Origin of the sequence: Hydrogenophaga sp. Root209 (assembly GCF_001428625.1) — a bacterium.
In the GTDB taxonomy this organism is placed as follows: domain Bacteria; phylum Pseudomonadota; class Gammaproteobacteria; order Burkholderiales; family Burkholderiaceae_C; genus Hydrogenophaga.
Map to the genome: position 1 here is coordinate 256,460 of NZ_LMIE01000022.1, position 17,802 is coordinate 274,261.

The window sequence follows — 17,802 nt, forward strand, 5'->3', positions numbered from 1 at the left end:
CGGCTTTGCCGGGCCTCAGGTGCCGCCCTCTTGAGGGGGTGACGCGAAGCGGCGCGGGGGTGGGCTAATCCTCCAGGACCCAGGTGTCTTTGGTCCCGCCGCCTTGCGACGAGTTGACGACCAGAGAGCCGTCCTTCAGCGCCACCCGCGTGAGGCCACCAGGCACCATCTGCACCTCCTTGCCACTGAGCACAAAAGGGCGCAGGTCGATGTGGCGCGGCGCCACGCCGCTTTGCACATAGGTGGGGCAGGTGGACAGTGAGAGCGTGGGCTGGGCGATGTAGCCGCCGGGGTTGGCCGCCACGGCCTTGCGGAAGTCCTCGATCTCGGCCTTGGTGGAGGCCGGGCCAACGAGCATGCCGTAGCCGCCGGCGCCGTGCACCTCCTTGACCACCAGGTCCTTCATGTTGGCCATCATGTACTTGAGGTCTTCGGGTTCGCGGCCCATGAAGGTGGGCACGTTGCTCAGGATGGGCTTCTGCCCGAGGTAGAACTCGATCATCTTGGGCACATAGGGGTAGATCGACTTGTCGTCGGCCACACCGGTGCCCACCGCGTTGCAGATCGCCACGTTGCCGCTGCGGTACACGCCCAGCAGCCCTTCGCAGCCCAGGGTAGAGGTGGGGCGGAACACCGAGGGGTCGAGGAAGTCGTCGTCGACCCGGCGGTAGATCACGTCCACGCGCTTGGGGCCGCGCGTGGTGCGCATGTAGACGAAGTTGTCCTTCACGAAGAGGTCCTGCCCTTCCACCAGCTCGATGCCCATCTGCTGCGCGAGGAAAGCGTGTTCGAAGTAGGCGCTGTTGTACATGCCGGGTGTGAGCACCACCACCGTGGGTTCGGCCGTGGTGGCCGGGCTCACCGCGCGCAGGGTTTCCAGCAGCAGGTCGGGGTAATGGGCCACGGGGGCCACGCGGTTGGAGCCGAAAAGTTCGGGGAACAGCCGCATCATCATCTTGCGGTCTTCGAGCATGTAGCTCACACCGCTGGGCACGCGCAGGTTGTCCTCGAGCACGTAGTACTCGCCCACGCCGTCGGCGTTGGGGGCTCGCACGATGTCGACGCCCGAGATGTGCGAGTAGATGTTGTGGGGCACGTCCACGCCCATCATTTCGGGGCGGAATTGCGCGTTCTGGAAGATCTGCTCGGCCGGCACGATGCCCGCCTTGATGATTTCCTGATCGTGGTAAACGTCGTGGATGAAGCGGTTGAGCGCGGTCACGCGCTGCACCAGGCCTTCTTCCATGCTGTGCCATTCGTGCGCCGGAATGATGCGTGGAATCAGATCAAAGGGAATCAGCCGCTCGGTGCCGGAGCCGTCTTCGTCCTTGGCGCCGTACACCGCAAAGGTGATGCCGACGCGACGGAAGATCATTTCCGCCTCTTCGCGCCGCGCTGCCATGACGTCGTCGGGCTGCTGCGCCAGCCAGCGAGCGTAGTTCTCGTAATGGGCCCGGACCTCGCTGGGCGAGGCATTCATTTCGTCAAACATGGGTCTGCTCATGGGCTTTTTTCTCCTGACCACAGCATAGCAAGGAGTGGGCCAACAAATCGAAAATCAGGGTTCTTCGGCCGAAGACGGAAGAGGTGCAGGGTCCGCGTGGTGCCAGTAACGACGCGCGTATTCGCGATGGCAGTCGACCGTTTCGGGCTCGGCACTGCGCCAGGTGGCCGCGCCGCAGTCGGGCGAATTCACCCAGGAAATGTCGCGCTGCTGGTAGCGCTCCAGCACAGCCGGCGCGGGGTGGCCGAAGCGGTTGCGGTAGCCCGACTGCACCAGCACCCAGCGTGGCTGCAAGGTGTTGAGCAGCACCGGGCTGCTTGACGTGAGGCTGCCGTGGTGCGGCGCCAGCATCACGGTGGCGCGGTCATCGGGCCGCGCCAGCGCGAGTTGCACCTCGCGCGTGGCGTCGATGTCGCCACCGAGCCAGGCGCTGTGCTGCGCGCTGGCAATCCGCAGCACGCACGACATGGCGTTGCTGCTCAGCAGGCCCTGGCCATCGGCGGCAAAGTCTTGCGGCCATGGGCGCAGCACCTCGAAAGTCACTCCGTCCCAGGCCCAGCGTTGGCCCGCCATGCAGCGCTCTGGCGCGTCGGCGCTGAACGATGACAGCCACCGTGCCTGCGGGTGCGCCGCGCGCACCGCCTCGGCGCCACCGGCGTGGTCGCTGTCGCGGTGGCTCACCACCACCGCGTCCAGTTGTTCGCCCAGCGAGCGCAGCAGCGGCAGCACCACGCGCTCGCCGGCATCGCTCTCCGGGCCGAAGCGCGGACCGGTGTCGAACAGCAGGCTGTGGTCGGCGGTGCGCACCAGCACCGCGCTGCCCTGCCCCACGTCCAGTGCGATCAGCTCGAACTGTCCCGGTGCCGGGCGCGGCGGCGCGTACAGCAGCGCGGGCGCCAGCAACAGCAGCCCCGCCGAGCGCACCACCCACGGCAGACGCAACACCAGCAAGGCGCCACCGGCCACCGCCGCCAGCGCCATCGGCCAGGGGGCTGCGGGGCGGAACACCGCCGCCCAGGACCACTGGCCCAGCCACTGCAGTCCCACCGACATGCCATGCACCACCCAGGCTGCTGCATCCCACAGCGGCGGCAGCGCCACACCGAGCAGGGCCAGTGGCGTGATCAGCAACGTCACCAGCGGAATGGCCGCCAGGTTGGCCAGCAACCCCACCACCGAGAACTGCCCGAACAACAGCAGCGTGAGCGGCGCCAGGGCCAGCGTGACCACGCCCTGTTCGCGCAGCAGATGCTGCAGCGCCCGCCCCCCTCGCCGGTGCAGCGGCCCGCCGGGCGCCGCGCCCTGTGAGCGCCCGGGGTCGGTGGCAAACAGGATCCCCACCGCCACGAAACTGAGCCAGAAGCCCGGCTGCATCAGCGCCCAGGGATCGAGCAGCAACACCGCCGACATCGCCAGCAGCCACACCACCGGCCATGGCCAGTGCCGCACGCCCAGGCGCAGACCCACCACCACCGCCAGCATGATCACCGTGCGCTGCGCCGGCACGCCCCAGCCGGAAAACAAGGCGTACGCCGCCGCCAGCACCACGCCGCCCAGACCCGCCACCACTGGCGTGGGCACCGCCAGCAGCGCCTGCGGCCAGACCCGGGCCAGGCGCCGCCAGCCCCAGGCCAGCAGCGCGGTGGCCAGCCAGGCGAACATGGTCACGTGCAAGCCCGAGATGCTCATGAGGTGGGCCACACCGGTGGTGCGGAACAGCGTCCAGTCGGCCCGGTCGATGGCGGACTGGTCACCCACCACCAGGGCCGCCAACACACCCGCGTTGCGTGGATCGCTCACGCGCTCGTCGATGCGCTCGCTCACGCTCTGGCGCAGGGCGTCCAGCGGGTGCCGCCCGCTCGCGCCCAGCCGCTGTGGCGCCGGGTCGCGCGGCCCGCTCTTCACGTGGCCGGTGGCCTGGATGCCTTGCTCCCACAGCCAGCGTTCGCGGTCGAAGCCGTGCGGGTTGGACAGCCCGTGGGGACTGCGCAGGCGCACCGTGAAACGCCAGCGGTCGCCGGCGTGCACGGCCGGACCTTGGCGGGCGAGTTCCCACAGCGGCGCCTCTGCGGCGGGGGCAAAGCCGCTGTACCAGCCGAGCTGGATGCGCTCAGGCACGGACACCGGCTTGCCCGCGCGCATGGCCGCCTCCACGATGAATTCGAACCGCTCACCTTGCGCCATGCGCTGCGGCAACGAGGCCACACGCCCGGTCAGTTCGATGTCGGTCCCCTGCAGGGCCGGGTCCAGCGCGTGGCTGGCGAAATGCGTGGCGCGCGCACCGGTGAGGCCAAAGCCGATCAACGCACCCGCCAGCACGGCACCCGGCAGCGCGAAGCGCAGCCGCCGCGAGCCAGCGGCCCAGGCCACACCCGCGCACAGCAGCAGGGCATACACCTGCAGCGGCCACAGCACCGGCTGCTGCAACTGCAGCGCCACGCCCAGCACCCAGCCGGGCAACCCCGCCAACCAGCCCCACCGCATGATCAGTGAAGCGCGCGCAGCGCCCACACGAAAGCGGTGCCTGCGGTGGCGTCATCGTTCTTTGGCGCAAGTCTTGCTAGGATGAGTCCCAGCGCCCACGGCCCAGCATTTGCCTGACGATTCATTGTTTCCTCCCCGTTGAAAGCCCCACATGGCCATTCATGTCGCTCTGAGCCACATCACGCATTATCGATACGACCGGCTGGTCAAACTCGGCCCCCAGGTGGTCCGTCTTCGGCCCGCGCCGCACAGCCGCACCAAGGTGCTGTCGTACTCCCAGCGCATCGAACCCGAAGGGCATTTCATCAACTGGCAGCAGGATCCGTTTGCCAACTACCAGGCCCGCCTGGTCTTCCCCGAGCCCACCACCGAGTTCAAGGTCACGATCGACCTGGTGGTGGAAATGGCGGTCTACAACCCATTCGACTTTTTCCTGGAGCCGCGCGCCGAGAACTTCCCGTTCACCTACGACGAGGAACAGAAAAAGGAACTCGCGCCCTACCTGGTCACCGCGCCGGTGACACCGTTGCTCAAGGCGTATCTCGCCGCGGTGGACCGCACCGAGCGCCGCACGATCGACTTTCTGGTCGACGTGAACCAGAAGCTGCAGCACGCCATTGCCTACACCATCCGCATGGAGCCGGGTGTGCAGGCACCCGAGGAAACGCTCAAGCTGGGCAGCGGCTCCTGCCGCGACACCGGCTGGCTGCTGGTGCAGATCCTGCGCCACATGGGCCTGGCCGCGCGCTTTGTCTCGGGCTACCTGATCCAGCTCAAGTCCGACGTGAAATCGGTCGATGGTCCCAACGGCCCCGAACAGGATTTCACCGACCTGCACGCCTGGTGCGAGGTGTTCCTGCCCGGCGCGGGCTGGATCGGCCTGGACCCGACCTCGGGCCTGCTCGCCGGTGAGGGCCATATCCCGCTGGCCTGCACGCCACAGCCCTCGAGCGCCGCGCCGGTGGAAGGCGCCATGGACAAGTGCGAGGTGGAGTTCAGCCACCACATGGGTGTGACCCGGGTCTACGAATCCCCCCGCGTGACCCTGCCCTACACCGACGAGCAGTGGGCCGGCGTGGTGGCGCTGGGTGAGAAGGTCGACGTCGATCTGCAAAAACACGACGTGCGCCTGACCATGGGCGGCGAGCCCACTTTTGTGGCCACCAGCGACCGCGACGCGGCCGAATGGAACATCGACGCGCTCGGCCCCACCAAGCGCGGTTACGCCACCGAATTGCTGGACCGCCTTCGCGCGGAGTACGGCGCGGGCGGCTTCGTGCACATGGGCCAGGGCAAGTGGTACCCGGGCGAACAACTGCCGCGCTGGGCACTCTCCATGTTCTGGCGCGCCGACGGCGAAACCATCTGGAGCAACCCCGCCCTGCTGGCCGACGAGCGCGACGAGAAGCACTACACCAGCGACGACGCACGCCGCTTCACCCAGGCGCTGGCTCGCAAGCTCGGCCTGTCCACGCAGTACATCACCCCCGGCTTCGAGGACACCTGGTACTACCTCTGGCGCGAGCGCCGTCTGCCGGTCAACGTGGACCCGTTCGACGCCAAACTTGACGACGAGCTGGAGCGCGCGCGCCTGCGCCGCGTGTTCACCCAGGGCCTGGAGGCCACGGTGGGCTATGTGCTGCCGCTGCAGGCTTCGGGCCCCAACGGCGCGCTCTCCAACAACGGCAAGAGCAACTACGCGCGCATCTCGGGCACGGTGTGGTCCACCGGCCCCTGGTTCTTCCGCGACGAACGCATGTACCTCGTGCCGGGCGACTCGCCCATGGGCTACCGCCTGCCGCTGGACTCGCTCCCCTGGGTCTCGGCCGGCGACTACCCGTACCACATCGAACAGGACCCGCACACCGCGCGCGACCCGCTGCCGCGCGGCGGCGCGGTGAAGCACCAGGTCTCGCCGCACCTGGTGGGCGGCGGCTTTGCCGAAGGCGGCACGGTGTCGATGCAGGGCATGGACTTCGACCCCGACGCCGAAACCATGGAAGGCCTGCTCCCTGGCCAACCCGGCCCCGGTGCCGCACCGGCACAAGCCTTGTCGACTCGCTTTCCGCAGCGCGCCGAATCGGCCGCCTGGCTCACGCGCACCGCGCTGTGCGTGGAAGCCCGCGACCCGCACCGCGCCAGCGGCCCCAAGGCCGAGAAGGCCGGCGGCGGCAAGATCCAGCACCTGTATGTCTTCATGCCACCGATGGCGCACCTGGAGGACTACCTCGATCTGCTGGCCGCGGTGGAAGCCACGGCCGAGCGCCTGGGCGTGACCGTCGTGCTGGAAGGCTACCCGCCACCGCGCGACCCGCGCCTGAAGATGCTGCAGATCACACCCGACCCGGGTGTGGTGGAAGTCAACATCCACCCGGCCCACACCTGGGGCAAACTGGTGGAGCACACCGAGTTCCTGTACGAGGCCGCGCACCAGACCAAGATGTGCGCCGAGAAGTTCATGACCGATGGCCGCCACACCGGCACGGGTGGCGGCAACCACTTCGTGATGGGCGGCGCCACCCCGGCCGACTCCCCCTTCCTGCGCAAGCCCGAGCTGCTCGGCAGTCTCATTGCCTACTGGCACAACCACCCCTCGCTGTCGTATCTCTTCAGCGGCCTCTTCATCGGCCCGACCAGCCAGGCACCGCGCGTGGACGAAGCGCGCAACGACCAGCTGTACGAGCTGGAAATTGCGCTCGCGCAGATCGAGAAAAACCGCACCACCTACGGCGACCACATGCCGCCGTGGATGGTCGACCGCACGCTGCGCAACATCCTGATCGACGTGACCGGCAACACGCACCGCAGCGAGTTCTGCATCGACAAGCTCTACTCGCCCGACACGCCCACCGGCCGCCTGGGCCTGCTGGAGCTGCGCGCGTTTGAAATGCCGCCGCACGCGCGCATGAGCATCGCCCAGCAACTGCTGCTGCGCGCCCTCGTCTCGCGCTTCTGGCAGCAGCCCTGGCACGGCCGCCTCACCCGCTGGGGCACCGAGCTGCACGACCGCTACCTGCTGCCCACCTATGTGCGCATGGACTTCGAGGATGTGCTCACCGACCTGGCCGACTTTGGCTACCCGTTCGACATGGCGTGGTTCGACCCGCACTTCGAGTTCCGCTTCCCCATGGTGGGCCAGGTGGCAACGCGTGGCATCGAGCTCACGCTGCGCAGCGCCCTGGAACCCTGGCACGTGATGGGCGAAGAAGGCGCTCCGGGCGGCACCGTGCGCTACGTGGACTCGTCGCTGGAGCGCATCGAGGTGCGCGTGAGCGGCTGGAACGACAGCCGCCACGTGATCACCTGCAATGGCCGCGCCCTCCCGCTGCAGACCACCGGCACCGCTGGCGAGTACGTGGCCGGGGTGCGCTACAAGGCGTGGAGCCCACCGTCGGCCCTGCACCCGTCGATTCCGTCGCATGCGCCACTCACCTTCGACATCGTCGACACCTGGATGAAGCGCTCGATGGGCGGATGCCAGTACCACGTGGCACACCCGGGCGGTCGCAACTACGACACCTTCCCGATCAACGCCTACGAGGCCGAGAGCCGTCGCATGTCGCGCTTCTTCCAGATGGGGCACACCCCCGGCCACATGGACGTGAAACCGGCCAGCAGCAGCCGCGAATTCCCCACCACGCTGGACCTGCGCTACTGATCACCCGGCAGGTGGCCCGCCTTGTGCGACGGAAGCAACAAGGCGGGCACACCGGAAGGGCATGGCCTGCAGGCCAGCGGGCATACTCGGGTCCAGTGAACAACGACGCCTCCGACTCCCTGTTTGACGAGCTCAGTCCCGAGAACCCTGGCGACTGGGCTTTGTCGTTGTCGATCCCTGCCGATGCCGGCCACCGCGACGAATTGCGTGCGGACGGCAAGTCCACCGGCGACGCGCTGTCATCCAACTGGGGCAGCTTCTTCGAGCACATCGGCACCGACGGTTTCAAGGAACTGAACCGCCGAAGCGACAACCTGCAGCGCCAGATCCGCGACAACGGCGTCACCTACAACGTCTATGCCGACGCCTCGGCCGGTTTGCAGCGGCCCTGGGCGCTGGACCTCTTCCCCATGCTGGTCGGCCCGCAAGACTGGGCACAGATCGAAACCGGCGTCTTGCAGCGCGCCCGCCTGCTCAACGCCATCATGGGCGACCTGTACGGCGAGCGCGAACTGCTCAAGCGCGCGCTGCTGCCCGCCGCCCTCGTGCAGGGGCATCCGGGCTATCTGCGCTCCATGCAGGGCGTGAAACCCCTGGGCGACACCTGGCTGCACATCGTGGGTTTTGATCTGGCCCACGGCCCCGACGGACGCTGGTGGGTGGTGGGGCAACGCACGCAGGCGCCTTCGGGTCTGGGCTACCTGCTGGAAAACCGCATCGCCATCGCGCGCCAGTTCCCCAAAGCCTTCACCGGCATGAAGGTGCAGCGCCTGGCCGCGAGCTACCGCGCGCTCATGGACGGCATCAAGCGCGTGTGCCCCCAAGGCGAGAACGCGCGCATCGCGCTGCTCACGCCCGGCCCGTACAACGAAACCTATTTCGAGCACGCCTACCTCGCGCGCTACCTCGGCCTCACGCTGGTCGAGGGCAATGACCTCACCGTGCGCGACCAGCGCCTGTTCCTCAAGACGCTCAGCGGCCTGGAGCCGGTGCACGCGCTCATCAAGCGGCTGGACGACGAATGGCTCGACCCGCTGGAACTGCGTTCCGACTCGCGCCTGGGCGTGCCCGGTCTGCTGCAGGTGCTGCGCGCGGGCAACCTGCTGCTGGCCAACGCGCCCGGCTCGGCGCCACTCGAATCCAGTGCGATGCTGGGTTTCCTGCCCGCCATCAGCCGTCACCTGCTCGGTGAAGAACTGGCCCTGCCCTCACTGGCCACCTGGTGGTGCGGTGAAGACGCCGCGCTGCGCGAGGTGCTGCCACTGCTCAAGGGCAGCGTGATCAAACCCACCTACCCGCGCTCGGGCCTGGACACGGCCATGGGCCAGAGCCTGAGCGAGCGCGAACTCAACGAGTGGTCCGGCCGCATGGCCCGCCACCCCGATCACTACACCGTGCAGTCGTGGCTTCCCCTCTCCCAGACGCCCACCTGGTCGGGCGAGCGGCTCATGCCGCGTTCGGCCATGCTGCGCGTGTTTGCGCTGGCCGACGGCGCCGGCTCCTGGCGCGTGTTGCCCGGCGGCCTGGTGCGCCTGGCACCTCGCGGCGAGCTCATTGCCGCCATGCAGCGTGGTGGCAGCAGCGCCGACTGCTGGGTGCTCACCGAAGGCCCGGTTGACCACACCAGCCTGCTGCAGACGGCGCCCAGCACACTGGCGCTGGCGCAACAGAAGCGCCCTGTGACCAGCCGCGCCGCGGAAAACCTGTTCTGGCTGGGCCGCTACACCGAACGCGCCGAAAACAGCGTGCGCCTCGCGCAGATCGTGCTCAACCACCTCGGCGGCGAAGAACCCAACTCACGCCCGCTGATGGCCTGGCTCACGGCCACCGCTTCCGAAAACTCGCTGGTGCTCGCCGGCGCCCCGGCCGCCACCGCTTCCCCGCGCGTGTTCGCGCGCAGCCTCATTGCCGCTCTCTCGCCCAAGGCCTCCGACCAGATGGCCGCGAAGTCGCACAGCGTGGGCTTCAACCTGCGTGCGCTCAAGGCCGCCGCCTCGCAGGTGCGCGAACGCCTGTCGCAAGAACACTGGCACCTGATCGAGCGCACCGAAACCGGCTTTGCGCGCGACTGCGCGGCCCTCTCGGCCGAGGCCGAGTACACGACCGCCGAAGCCATGACGGCATTGCAGAACGCCAGCGAGCTGCTGGCCGCCATCACCGGCTCACAAACCGACCGCATGGTGCACGACGACGGATGGCGCCTGCTCTCCATGGGCCGGCACATCGAACGCCTCGTCACACTCTCGCGTGCGCTCTCGCTGGCGCTCGAACACGGCTGCGTACACGACCAGGCCGGCTTCGAGGCCGTGATCGCGCTGTTCGACAGCACCATCACCTTTCACGCGCAGTACCAGCAACGGCGCGACATGGTCGCCTTGATCGATCTTCTCGTGATGGACCGCGACAACCCGCGCTCGCTGACCTGGGTGGTGCAAACGCTGCGCTCGCGCCTGGCCAAGCTGGCCGGCAGCGCCACCCCACAAGATGCCGTGCTCGCCCAGGGACTGCCCAACCCGGACAGCTGGGTGCTGCAAGACCTGAGCAACTGGCAACGCAGCCCCGAAGGCCTGCGCACCTGGAGCGATCTCGCCGAGCTGCTGGATGCCTGCGAGATAGCGGCGGTCGAACTCTCCAACGAGCTCAGTCGTTTGCATTTCAGCCATGCCGACTTGAGCAATCAATCGCTCGGAGTCTGAAACATGAGCCTCCACGCTCCGCACTTCGTGTCGTCACTGCCCCCCGAGGGGGCGCTGGCCCTCCTTGGGACTGCCCGGCGGAGGTCCTGACGACATGAGCCCCCACGCTCCGCACTTCGTGTCGTCGCTGCCCCCCGAGGGGGCGCTGGCCCTCCTTGGGACGGCCCGGCGGAGGTCCTGACATGCTCTTACGCATCCTGCACCGCACGCGCTACCGCTACCACGGCTCGATCGACCTCGCGCAGCACATGGTGCACCTGTGCCCGCTGAGCACGCCGCATCAGCGTGTGCTCGAAAACGAGCTGCGCATCGACCCGATGCCGGCTGCGCGCAGCCAGACCACCGATGTGTTCGGCAACCAGCGCACCTTCTTTTCGCTGCAGGCAACACACAGCGTGCTCACGGTCGAGGCCGACAGCCTGGTCGAGACCAGCAAACACCAGCCCCTGCCCCAGGGCCCGCCGTGGCGCGGCATGACCTGGGAGCGCGTGCGCGAGCACTTCCGCTACCGCGCCAACGCACCGTTCGACCCGGCCAGTGAATTTCTGTTCGCTTCGCCCTACGTGCCGCGCGACGATGCCTTTGCCGCCTTCGCCCGTCCTGCATTCCAGCCCGGCCTGCCCGCTCTGGCCGCAGCGCAGGCGCTGATGGAGCGGATTCACACCGCGTTGATCTACGAGACGGCCAGCACCGAGGTGAACACACCCGCGCTCGAAGCGCTCGAACAAGGCAAGGGCGTGTGCCAGGACTTCGCCCACATCATGCTGGGTTGCCTGCGCACCCTGGGCTTGCCGGCGCGCTACGTGAGCGGCTACCTGCTCACACGCCCGGCACCGGGCAAGGTACGCCTGATCGGAGCCGATGCCTCACACGCCTGGGTGTCGGTCTACGTGCCAGTGGTGAGCGAGTCGGATGAAGAAACGCAACCCCAGGGCGCGTGGTTCGACTTCGACCCCACCAACAACCGCTGCGGCTGGGGCAGTCCAGGCGAAGACTATGTGACGCTGGCCACCGGCCGCGATTTTGGCGACGTCTCACCCATGCGCGGTGTGATCCAGAGCGGCGCCGATCACACGCTGCAAGTGGCCGTGACCGTCGCACCGCCCGACGAGCTCAAGGCGCTCGAAACCCTGACGAACGGCCCCAAGGCCTGAGGCTCGCGCAGCCCGTCCCGCAGCGGGGCGGTCATTAGAATGGGCCGCTCATTCTTCAGGAGCCATCCCATGAGCATTTACGACAAGCTGTCCGAACTGGGCATCGCCCTGCCCCCCGTCTCGGTGCCCGCCGCGGCATACGTTCCCTTCGTGCAGACCGGCAACCTCATCTTTCTGAGCGGCCACATCGCCAAGCGGGATGGCAAACCTTGGGTCGGCCAGCTCGGCCTGACCACGACGACCGACGAGGGCAAGGCAGCCGCACGCGCCGTGGCCATCGACCTGCTCGGCACCCTGGCTGCGGGCTGCCTGGCCGCCGGCAAAGATCTCAACAGCGTCAAGCGCATCGTCAAGGTCCTCAGCCTGGTCAACTCCACCGCCACCTACACCGAACAGCACCTGGTCACCAACGGCTGCAGCGAACTGATCGGCCAGGTCTTCGGACCGGTGGGCGCACATGCGCGCAGTGCGTTCGGCGTGGCGCAGTTGCCCATGGGCGCTTGCGTGGAAATCGAGTTGATCGCAGAGCTCGGTTGACCCCCGCGCGCCTCACGGCGCTCCCCCCTGGGAGAGGGGCGGCATCTGGGGCCGGCGGAGCCGGACCCTTGATGCCCCTGGTGGGGGCTGTCTCGCTCGAAGGGAATTACCGCTTCCTGCGTTCGCTCGCTCGCCGCACCTGGCGGCTCTGGGTGGTTTGTGCGGCCACCTGATCTTTGGCGGCGCGGCGCCTTGCGAAGTGGCGCACCGCAAAGCGGGTGATGCCGAACGCCAGCACGGCGAGCACCGCCGCAATCACCACCCCGGTCCATTCGCCGTTTTCCATGTTCACTCCCGTTGCGTCTTGCGCGCCAGCTTGTCGTGGTCTGGCGCGGTGTCCTGACCCAGAAAGACCTTGAACCGCGCCAGTTCCTCGTCCAGCGCACGTTGAAAGCCGACATCGCGGGGTCGCGCAGTTGCAAACCCCAGTTCATGCCGAAGCGTCCCGCGCTCCAGGCGCAGGTTGGCCCAGCCCACCGTCTGCTCGCCCCACAGCACGGGCAGCGCGTAATGGCCCATGGTGCGCTTCGGCGCAGGCACGTAAGCCTCGAACCTGTACGCCCAACCCCACAGCATCTCGAAACGGCGGCGGTCCCACACCACGGGATCGAAGGGCGCCAGCAGCCGCACATTCTGGTCTGGCTGGTGGCGGCGCGAGGCCGGGTTTTCGTCCACGGGCCAGAACCAGGTCGTGCCATCCACCACCGCGTGGCCGTAGCGCAATCGTGCGGCCTTGGCCACCGCGCGCGCCTCGACCGCCAGGTGGGGCGCGCCGTAGCGCAGCAGCGTGACGAGGTAGCCCAGGCTGGGCGCGGGCAGTGGCGCATACAGCGCCACGATGGCATCGACCAGGGCCTCGGCGCGCGCCCGGCGCGCCGGCGGGCTCTCGTCCTGCTCCACATGGGTCATCGGCGCGTACACCCGCGTGCCCGACTCACGGCGGCACACCCGCAACCAGCCGTGGTGGTGCATGTCGTCCAGCAGGCGGGTGCTCGCGTTGAGTTCCCCTCCCCAGTAGCCAGCCACACGGCCGTGGTGCGCAAAGGCCTCGCTCACCTCACGCGGGTGCACCACGCCCCGCTCCTGCACGAAGGCCAACACCTCGTGCGCCCGGCGGGTGGTGGCCGCGTCCCACGGCCGGCGCGGCGTGCGCGGGTGCAGCAGCGCCAGCATGTCGCGCGACACGAAGCCGTAGTTGACGAAGGCGTCTTCCTCGATGCCCAGCCGTTCGTAGCGGCGCTCCAGATCGCCCGCGCGGTAGTCGCGCACCCGCGTGCGCAGGATCAGGTCCTGGGCCCGCGCCGGTGCCCGCATCGGATCGGCCTGCACAAAGCCGAGCCGGCGGATCGCGGCCGGCAGCGTCAGCGGTTTGAACAGGCTGCGCGCGATCGCGTGGCGGCGCAGCTCGGCCAGCGTGGGCGAGCGCGCCATGGCCTTACTCCACCCTGGTAACGCGGCTGGGCTTGAAGCCCAGATCGGCCGCCTTGCCCTTGCGGGCCCGTGCCGCGCGTGCGTTGTTCAGGCTGCGGATCTCCAGCGTTTCCTCGCGTTCCTTGCCACCGCGACCGATGCCTTCGATCTTCACGCTGCGCGTGTAGGCCGCCGCGCCGGCCAGGGTGTCCTTGGGCTCGAGGTCGATCAACATCAGACCGCGACCACCTTTCTCCATCAGCTTGAGTTCGCCGATTTCAAAGGTCAGGATGCGCCCGCCGGTGGACGCGCAGCACACGTGCGTGGCTGCGTTCAGGGGCTGGCCGCCGGAGGTGAATGCCGCATGCGAGGGCGCGCAAGGCGTCTCGCCTTCGCCCAGGTTCAGGAAGGTCTTGCCGCCACGCTGGCGCGAGACCATGTTCTCCACCGTCGCGAGAAAACCGTAGCCCCCCGAACTGGAGAGCAGCAGCGCGGCGTTGGCCGGGCCGGCGAAGTAGTGCAGCGGCTGGGTGCCGCTTTCGAGTTCGATCAACGATGGTGTCCACCGTGCGGCATTCGAAGGTGCGGTACAAACCGTCGCCGGCCTTGAATGCGAAGCTGCCGGCCTCGTGGCCGTGGCCGGTGCGCGCACGCACCCAGCCCTTGCTGGACACCACCACCGTCACCGGCTCGTCCACCACCTTGATCTCGGCCACGGCTTTCTTCTCGGTCTGGATCAGCGTGCGGCGCGCATCGGCGAAGGTCTTCGCATCGGCCTCGATCTCTTTCACCATCAGACGCTTGAGGCTGCCGGTATTGCCCAGGATGTCTTCGAGCTTGCCCTGCTCTTCCTTCAGCGACTTGAGCTCCTGCTCGATCTTGATGGCCTCCAGGCGCGCGAGCTGGCGCAGGCGGATTTCAAGAATGTCCTCGGCCTGCCGGTCGCTTAAGCGGAAGCGCTCGATCAGCGCGGCCTTGGGCTCGTCGCTGTGGCGGATGATGCGGATCACTTCGTCGATGTTGAGCAGCACGAGCTGCCGGCCTTCGAGGATGTGGATGCGGTCCAGCACCTTGGTGAGGCGGTGCTGCGAGCGGCGCGTGATGGTGCTCTGGCGAAATTCGATCCATTCGTTGAGCATCTGCCGCAGCGACTTCTGCGTCGGCCGGCCATCAAGCCCGATCATGGTGAGGTTGATCGGTGTCGAGCTTTCCAGGCTGGTGTGCGCGAGCAGCGCCGTGATGAGCTCCTGTTGCCCGATGCGGCTGCTCTTGGGCTCGAACAAGAGGCGCACCGGTGCGTCCTTGCTCGATTCGTCGCGCACGCCGTCGAGCACCATCAGGATGCTGGCCTTGAGCTGCGTCTGCTCCTGCGTCAGCGCCTTCTTGCCGGCCTTCACCTTGGGGTTGGTGAGCTCCTCGATTTCTTCCAGCACACGCTGCGTGCTCACGCCGGGCGGCAGCTCGGTCACCACCAGTTGCCACTGGCCGCGCGCGAGCTCTTCAATCTTCCAGCGTGCGCGCACCTTGAGGCTGCCGCGGCCCGTGCGGTAGGCGTCGACGATGTCACTCGCCGGGCTGATGATCTGGCCGCCGCCCGGGTAATCCGGGCCAGGCAGGATGGCGAAGAGTTCGTCGTCGGTGAGCTTCGGGCTCTTGATCAGCGCCACACAGGCGTCGGCCACCTCGCGCAGGTTGTGGCTGGGGATCTCGGTGGCCAGGCCCACGGCGATGCCGGATGCGCCGTTGAGCAGGTTGAACGGCAGGCGTGCGGGCAGTTGCTTGGGCTCCACGGTGGAGCCGTCGTAGTTGGGCACGAAGTCCACCGTGCCCTCGTCGATCTCGTCGAGCAGCAGCGTGGTGATCTTGGCCAGCCGAGCCTCGGTGTAGCGCATGGCCGCGGCGCCGTCGCCGTCGCGCGAACCGAAGTTGCCCTGGCCGTCGATCAGCGGGTAGCGCTGCGCGAAGTCCTGCGCCATGCGCACCAGCGCGTCGTAGGCGGCCTGGTCACCGTGCGGGTGGAAGCGGCCCAGCACATCGCCCACCACACGCGCGCTTTTCACCGGGCGCGCGGCCGTGTTGTTGTTGGGTCCGCTGAAGCCCAGACCCATGCGGTCCATGCTGTAGAGGATGCGCCGCTGCACCGGTTTCTGGCCGTCGCAGACGTCGGGCAGCGCGCGGCCTTTCACGACGGAGAGCGCGTACTCGAGGTAGGCGCGCTGCGCGTAGTTCGCGAGGTTCAGGCCGTCGTCCGGTTCGGACAAGGGCAATTCTGGATTCAGGATGTCGGACATGTGTCAGTGCAAAAGTGAGAGGGCGATCAGATGTCGATCTCGACCGAGTCGCCGTGCAACTCCATGAGCTCGCGGCGCGAGGCGGCTTCGCCCTTGCCCATGAGCTTGGTGATGAGGGCTTCGGTGTCCGCGAAGTTGATCGCACCGAGCACCACCGGCATGAGGCGGCGCGTGTCGGGGTTGAGGGTGGTGTCCCACAGCTGTTCGGCGTTCATCTCGCCCAGGCCCTTGAAGCGGCTGATCTGGCACTTCTCGGGCGGCACGCCGTCCTTGGCGCATTTGTCGAGGATGGCGTGCAGTTCACCGTCGTCCAGCGCGTACTGCTTGGCCGCGGGCTTCTTGCCGCGCGCGGGGATGTCCACGCGAAACAGCGGCGGACGTGCCACGAACACGTGGCCGGCGTCGATGAGCTTGGGGAAATGGCGGAAGAACAGCGTGAGCAGCAGCACCTGGATGTGCGAGCCGTCGACGTCGGCGTCGGACAGGATGCAGACCTTGCCGTAGCGCAGGCCGCTGAGGTCGGGTGTGTCGTTCGGGCCGTGCGGATCGACACCGATGGCCACGGCGATGTCGTGGATCTCGTTGTTGGCGAACAGCCGGTCGCGCTCGACTTCCCAGGTGTTGAGCACCTTGCCGCGCAGCGGCAGGACGGCCTGGCATTCCTTGTCGCGGCCCATCTTGGCGCTGCCGCCGGCCGAATCGCCCTCGACCAGAAACACCTCGTTGTGCGCCAGGTCCTTGCTTTCGCAATCGGTGAGTTTGCCGGGCAACACGGCCACGCCCGAGCCCTTGCGCTTCTCGACCTTCTGCCCCGCCTTCTGGCGAAACTGAGCGGCCTTGATGGCGAGTTCGGCCAGCTTCTTGCCGTAGTCCACGTGCTGGTTGAGCCAGAGTTCGAGCGCAGGGCGCACGAAGCTGCCGACCAAGCGCACGGCGTCGCGCGAGTTCAGGCGCTCCTTGATCTGGCCCTGGAACTGCGGGTCGAGCACCTTGGCGCTGAGCACATACGAAGCGCGTGCAAACACGTCTTCGGGCAGCAGCTTCACACCCTTGGGCAACAGTGCGTGCAGTTCGATGAAGCCTTTGACCGCCTGGAACAAGCCGTCGCGCAAACCGCTCTCGTGCGTGCCCCCCGCGCTGGTGGGGATCAGGTTCACATAGCTCTCGCGCACTGGCTGGCCGTCTTCGGTGAAGGCCACGCACCAGGCGGCGCCCTCACCTTCGGCAAAGCTGTCGTGCCCGCTGTCGGCAAAACCTTCGCCCTCGAACAACGGGATCACCGGGTCGCCGTTGAGCGTCTGCTGCAGGTAGTCGCGCAGGCCGCCCTTGTAGAGCCAGGTCTGGACGTCCTTGGTCTTTTCATTCACCAGCGTGACCGTCACGCCCGGCATCAGCACCGCCTTGCTGCGCAGCAGGTGGGTGAGCTCGGCCATGGGCAGCGCGGCGGATTCGAAATACTTCGGGTCCGGCCAGGCACGCACCGTGGTGCCCTGCTTGCGGTCGCCCTCGCCCTTGGAGCTCAGCACCAGCGGCTCGATCACGTCACCGGCGGAAAATGCCAGCTTCGCCACCTGGCCTTCGCGGTAGCTGATGACCTCCAACCGGGTCGAGAGGGCGTTGGTGACGCTCACGCCCACGCCGTGCAGGCCGCCCGAGAAGCTGTAGGCGCCGCCCTTGCCCTTGTCGAACTTGCCACCGGCGTGCAGCCGGGTGAACACGAGTTCGACCACGGGGGCTTTTTCTTCGGGGTGCAGGCCGAACGGGATGCCGCGGCCGTCGTCTTCCACGCTCACCGAGCTGTCGGTGTGCAGCGTGACCTTGATCTTCTTGCCGTGCCCCGCCAGGGCCTCGTCGGCGGCGTTGTCGAGCACCTCTTGAATGATGTGCAGTGGGTTGTCGGTCCGGGTGTACATGCCCGGCCGCTGTTTGACCGGCTCCAGGCCCTTGAGGACGCGGATGGAGCCTTCGGAATATGCGGGGGGGGTTTGGGTTGCCATGGGGGCGGATTGTAAGCACGGCAGCCCGGAAAGACTGTACAAAAATACAGATACCCGTTGCCGGTATGGCC

At 67.7% G+C, this 17,802-nt stretch carries 9 protein-coding genes and 1 pseudogene; 4 read left to right on the forward strand and 6 right to left on the reverse strand.

All coding sequences use genetic code 11. The annotated features are described in order from the left end of the window. Positions 1-64: 64 nt before the first annotated feature. Positions 65-1,504: a circularly permuted type 2 ATP-grasp protein gene (locus tag ASE11_RS12725; protein WP_056271725.1), complete on the reverse strand. Its 1,440-nt coding sequence runs from the start codon at positions 1,502-1,504 to the stop codon at positions 65-67. 54 nt (positions 1,505-1,558) lie between these two features. Beyond that, entirely contained in the window at positions 1,559-3,988 is a 2,430-nt protein-coding gene (locus ASE11_RS12730) for a DNA internalization-related competence protein ComEC/Rec2 (protein ID WP_056272223.1), read from the reverse strand. A gap of 151 nt (positions 3,989-4,139) precedes the next feature. Here ASE11_RS12730 and ASE11_RS12735 point away from each other — a divergent pair, with 151 nt between their 5' ends. The 4 genes from ASE11_RS12735 to ASE11_RS12750 all read left to right on the forward strand — a co-directional run bounded on the left by ASE11_RS12735 (position 4,140) and on the right by ASE11_RS12750 (position 12,033). Beyond that, positions 4,140-7,646: a DUF2126 domain-containing protein gene (locus tag ASE11_RS12735; RefSeq protein ID WP_056271729.1), complete on the forward strand. Its 3,507-nt coding sequence runs from the start codon at positions 4,140-4,142 to the stop codon at positions 7,644-7,646. 95 nt (positions 7,647-7,741) lie between these two features. Further along, positions 7,742-10,342 (forward strand): circularly permuted type 2 ATP-grasp protein, encoded by a 2,601-nt coding sequence (locus ASE11_RS12740; protein WP_056271732.1) that lies wholly within the window; start codon positions 7,742-7,744, stop codon positions 10,340-10,342. A gap of 182 nt (positions 10,343-10,524) precedes the next feature. Continuing rightward, positions 10,525-11,496, forward strand: coding sequence for a transglutaminase family protein (locus ASE11_RS12745; protein ID WP_056271734.1), 972 nt, complete (start codon positions 10,525-10,527; stop codon positions 11,494-11,496). A 69-nt stretch (positions 11,497-11,565) separates the two neighbouring features. After that, positions 11,566-12,033 carry a RidA family protein gene (locus tag ASE11_RS12750; protein WP_056271739.1) on the forward strand — a complete coding sequence of 156 codons (468 nt, stop codon included), beginning with the start codon at positions 11,566-11,568 and terminating at the stop codon, positions 12,031-12,033. A 106-nt stretch (positions 12,034-12,139) separates the two neighbouring features. On the opposite strand, the gene ASE11_RS12755 is transcribed toward ASE11_RS12750, so the two are convergent. The 4 genes and pseudogenes from ASE11_RS12755 to ASE11_RS12770 all read right to left on the reverse strand — a co-directional run bounded on the left by ASE11_RS12755 (position 12,140) and on the right by ASE11_RS12770 (position 17,731). Continuing rightward, positions 12,140-12,319, reverse strand: a complete 180-nt coding sequence (locus ASE11_RS12755) for a hypothetical protein (RefSeq protein ID WP_056271742.1) — start codon at positions 12,317-12,319, stop codon at positions 12,140-12,142. Between the two features lie 2 nt (positions 12,320-12,321). Continuing rightward, positions 12,322-13,464 (reverse strand): DNA glycosylase AlkZ-like family protein, encoded by a 1,143-nt coding sequence (locus ASE11_RS12760; protein ID WP_056271745.1) that lies wholly within the window; start codon positions 13,462-13,464, stop codon positions 12,322-12,324. Positions 13,465-13,468: 4 nt separating this feature from the next. Beyond that, positions 13,469-15,734 (reverse strand): annotated as a pseudogene (parC, locus tag ASE11_RS12765) (DNA topoisomerase IV subunit A). 26 nt (positions 15,735-15,760) lie between these two features. Beyond that, positions 15,761-17,731 (reverse strand): DNA topoisomerase IV subunit B, encoded by a 1,971-nt coding sequence (locus ASE11_RS12770; RefSeq protein WP_056271747.1) that lies wholly within the window; start codon positions 17,729-17,731, stop codon positions 15,761-15,763. Positions 17,732-17,802 lie beyond the last annotated feature (71 nt).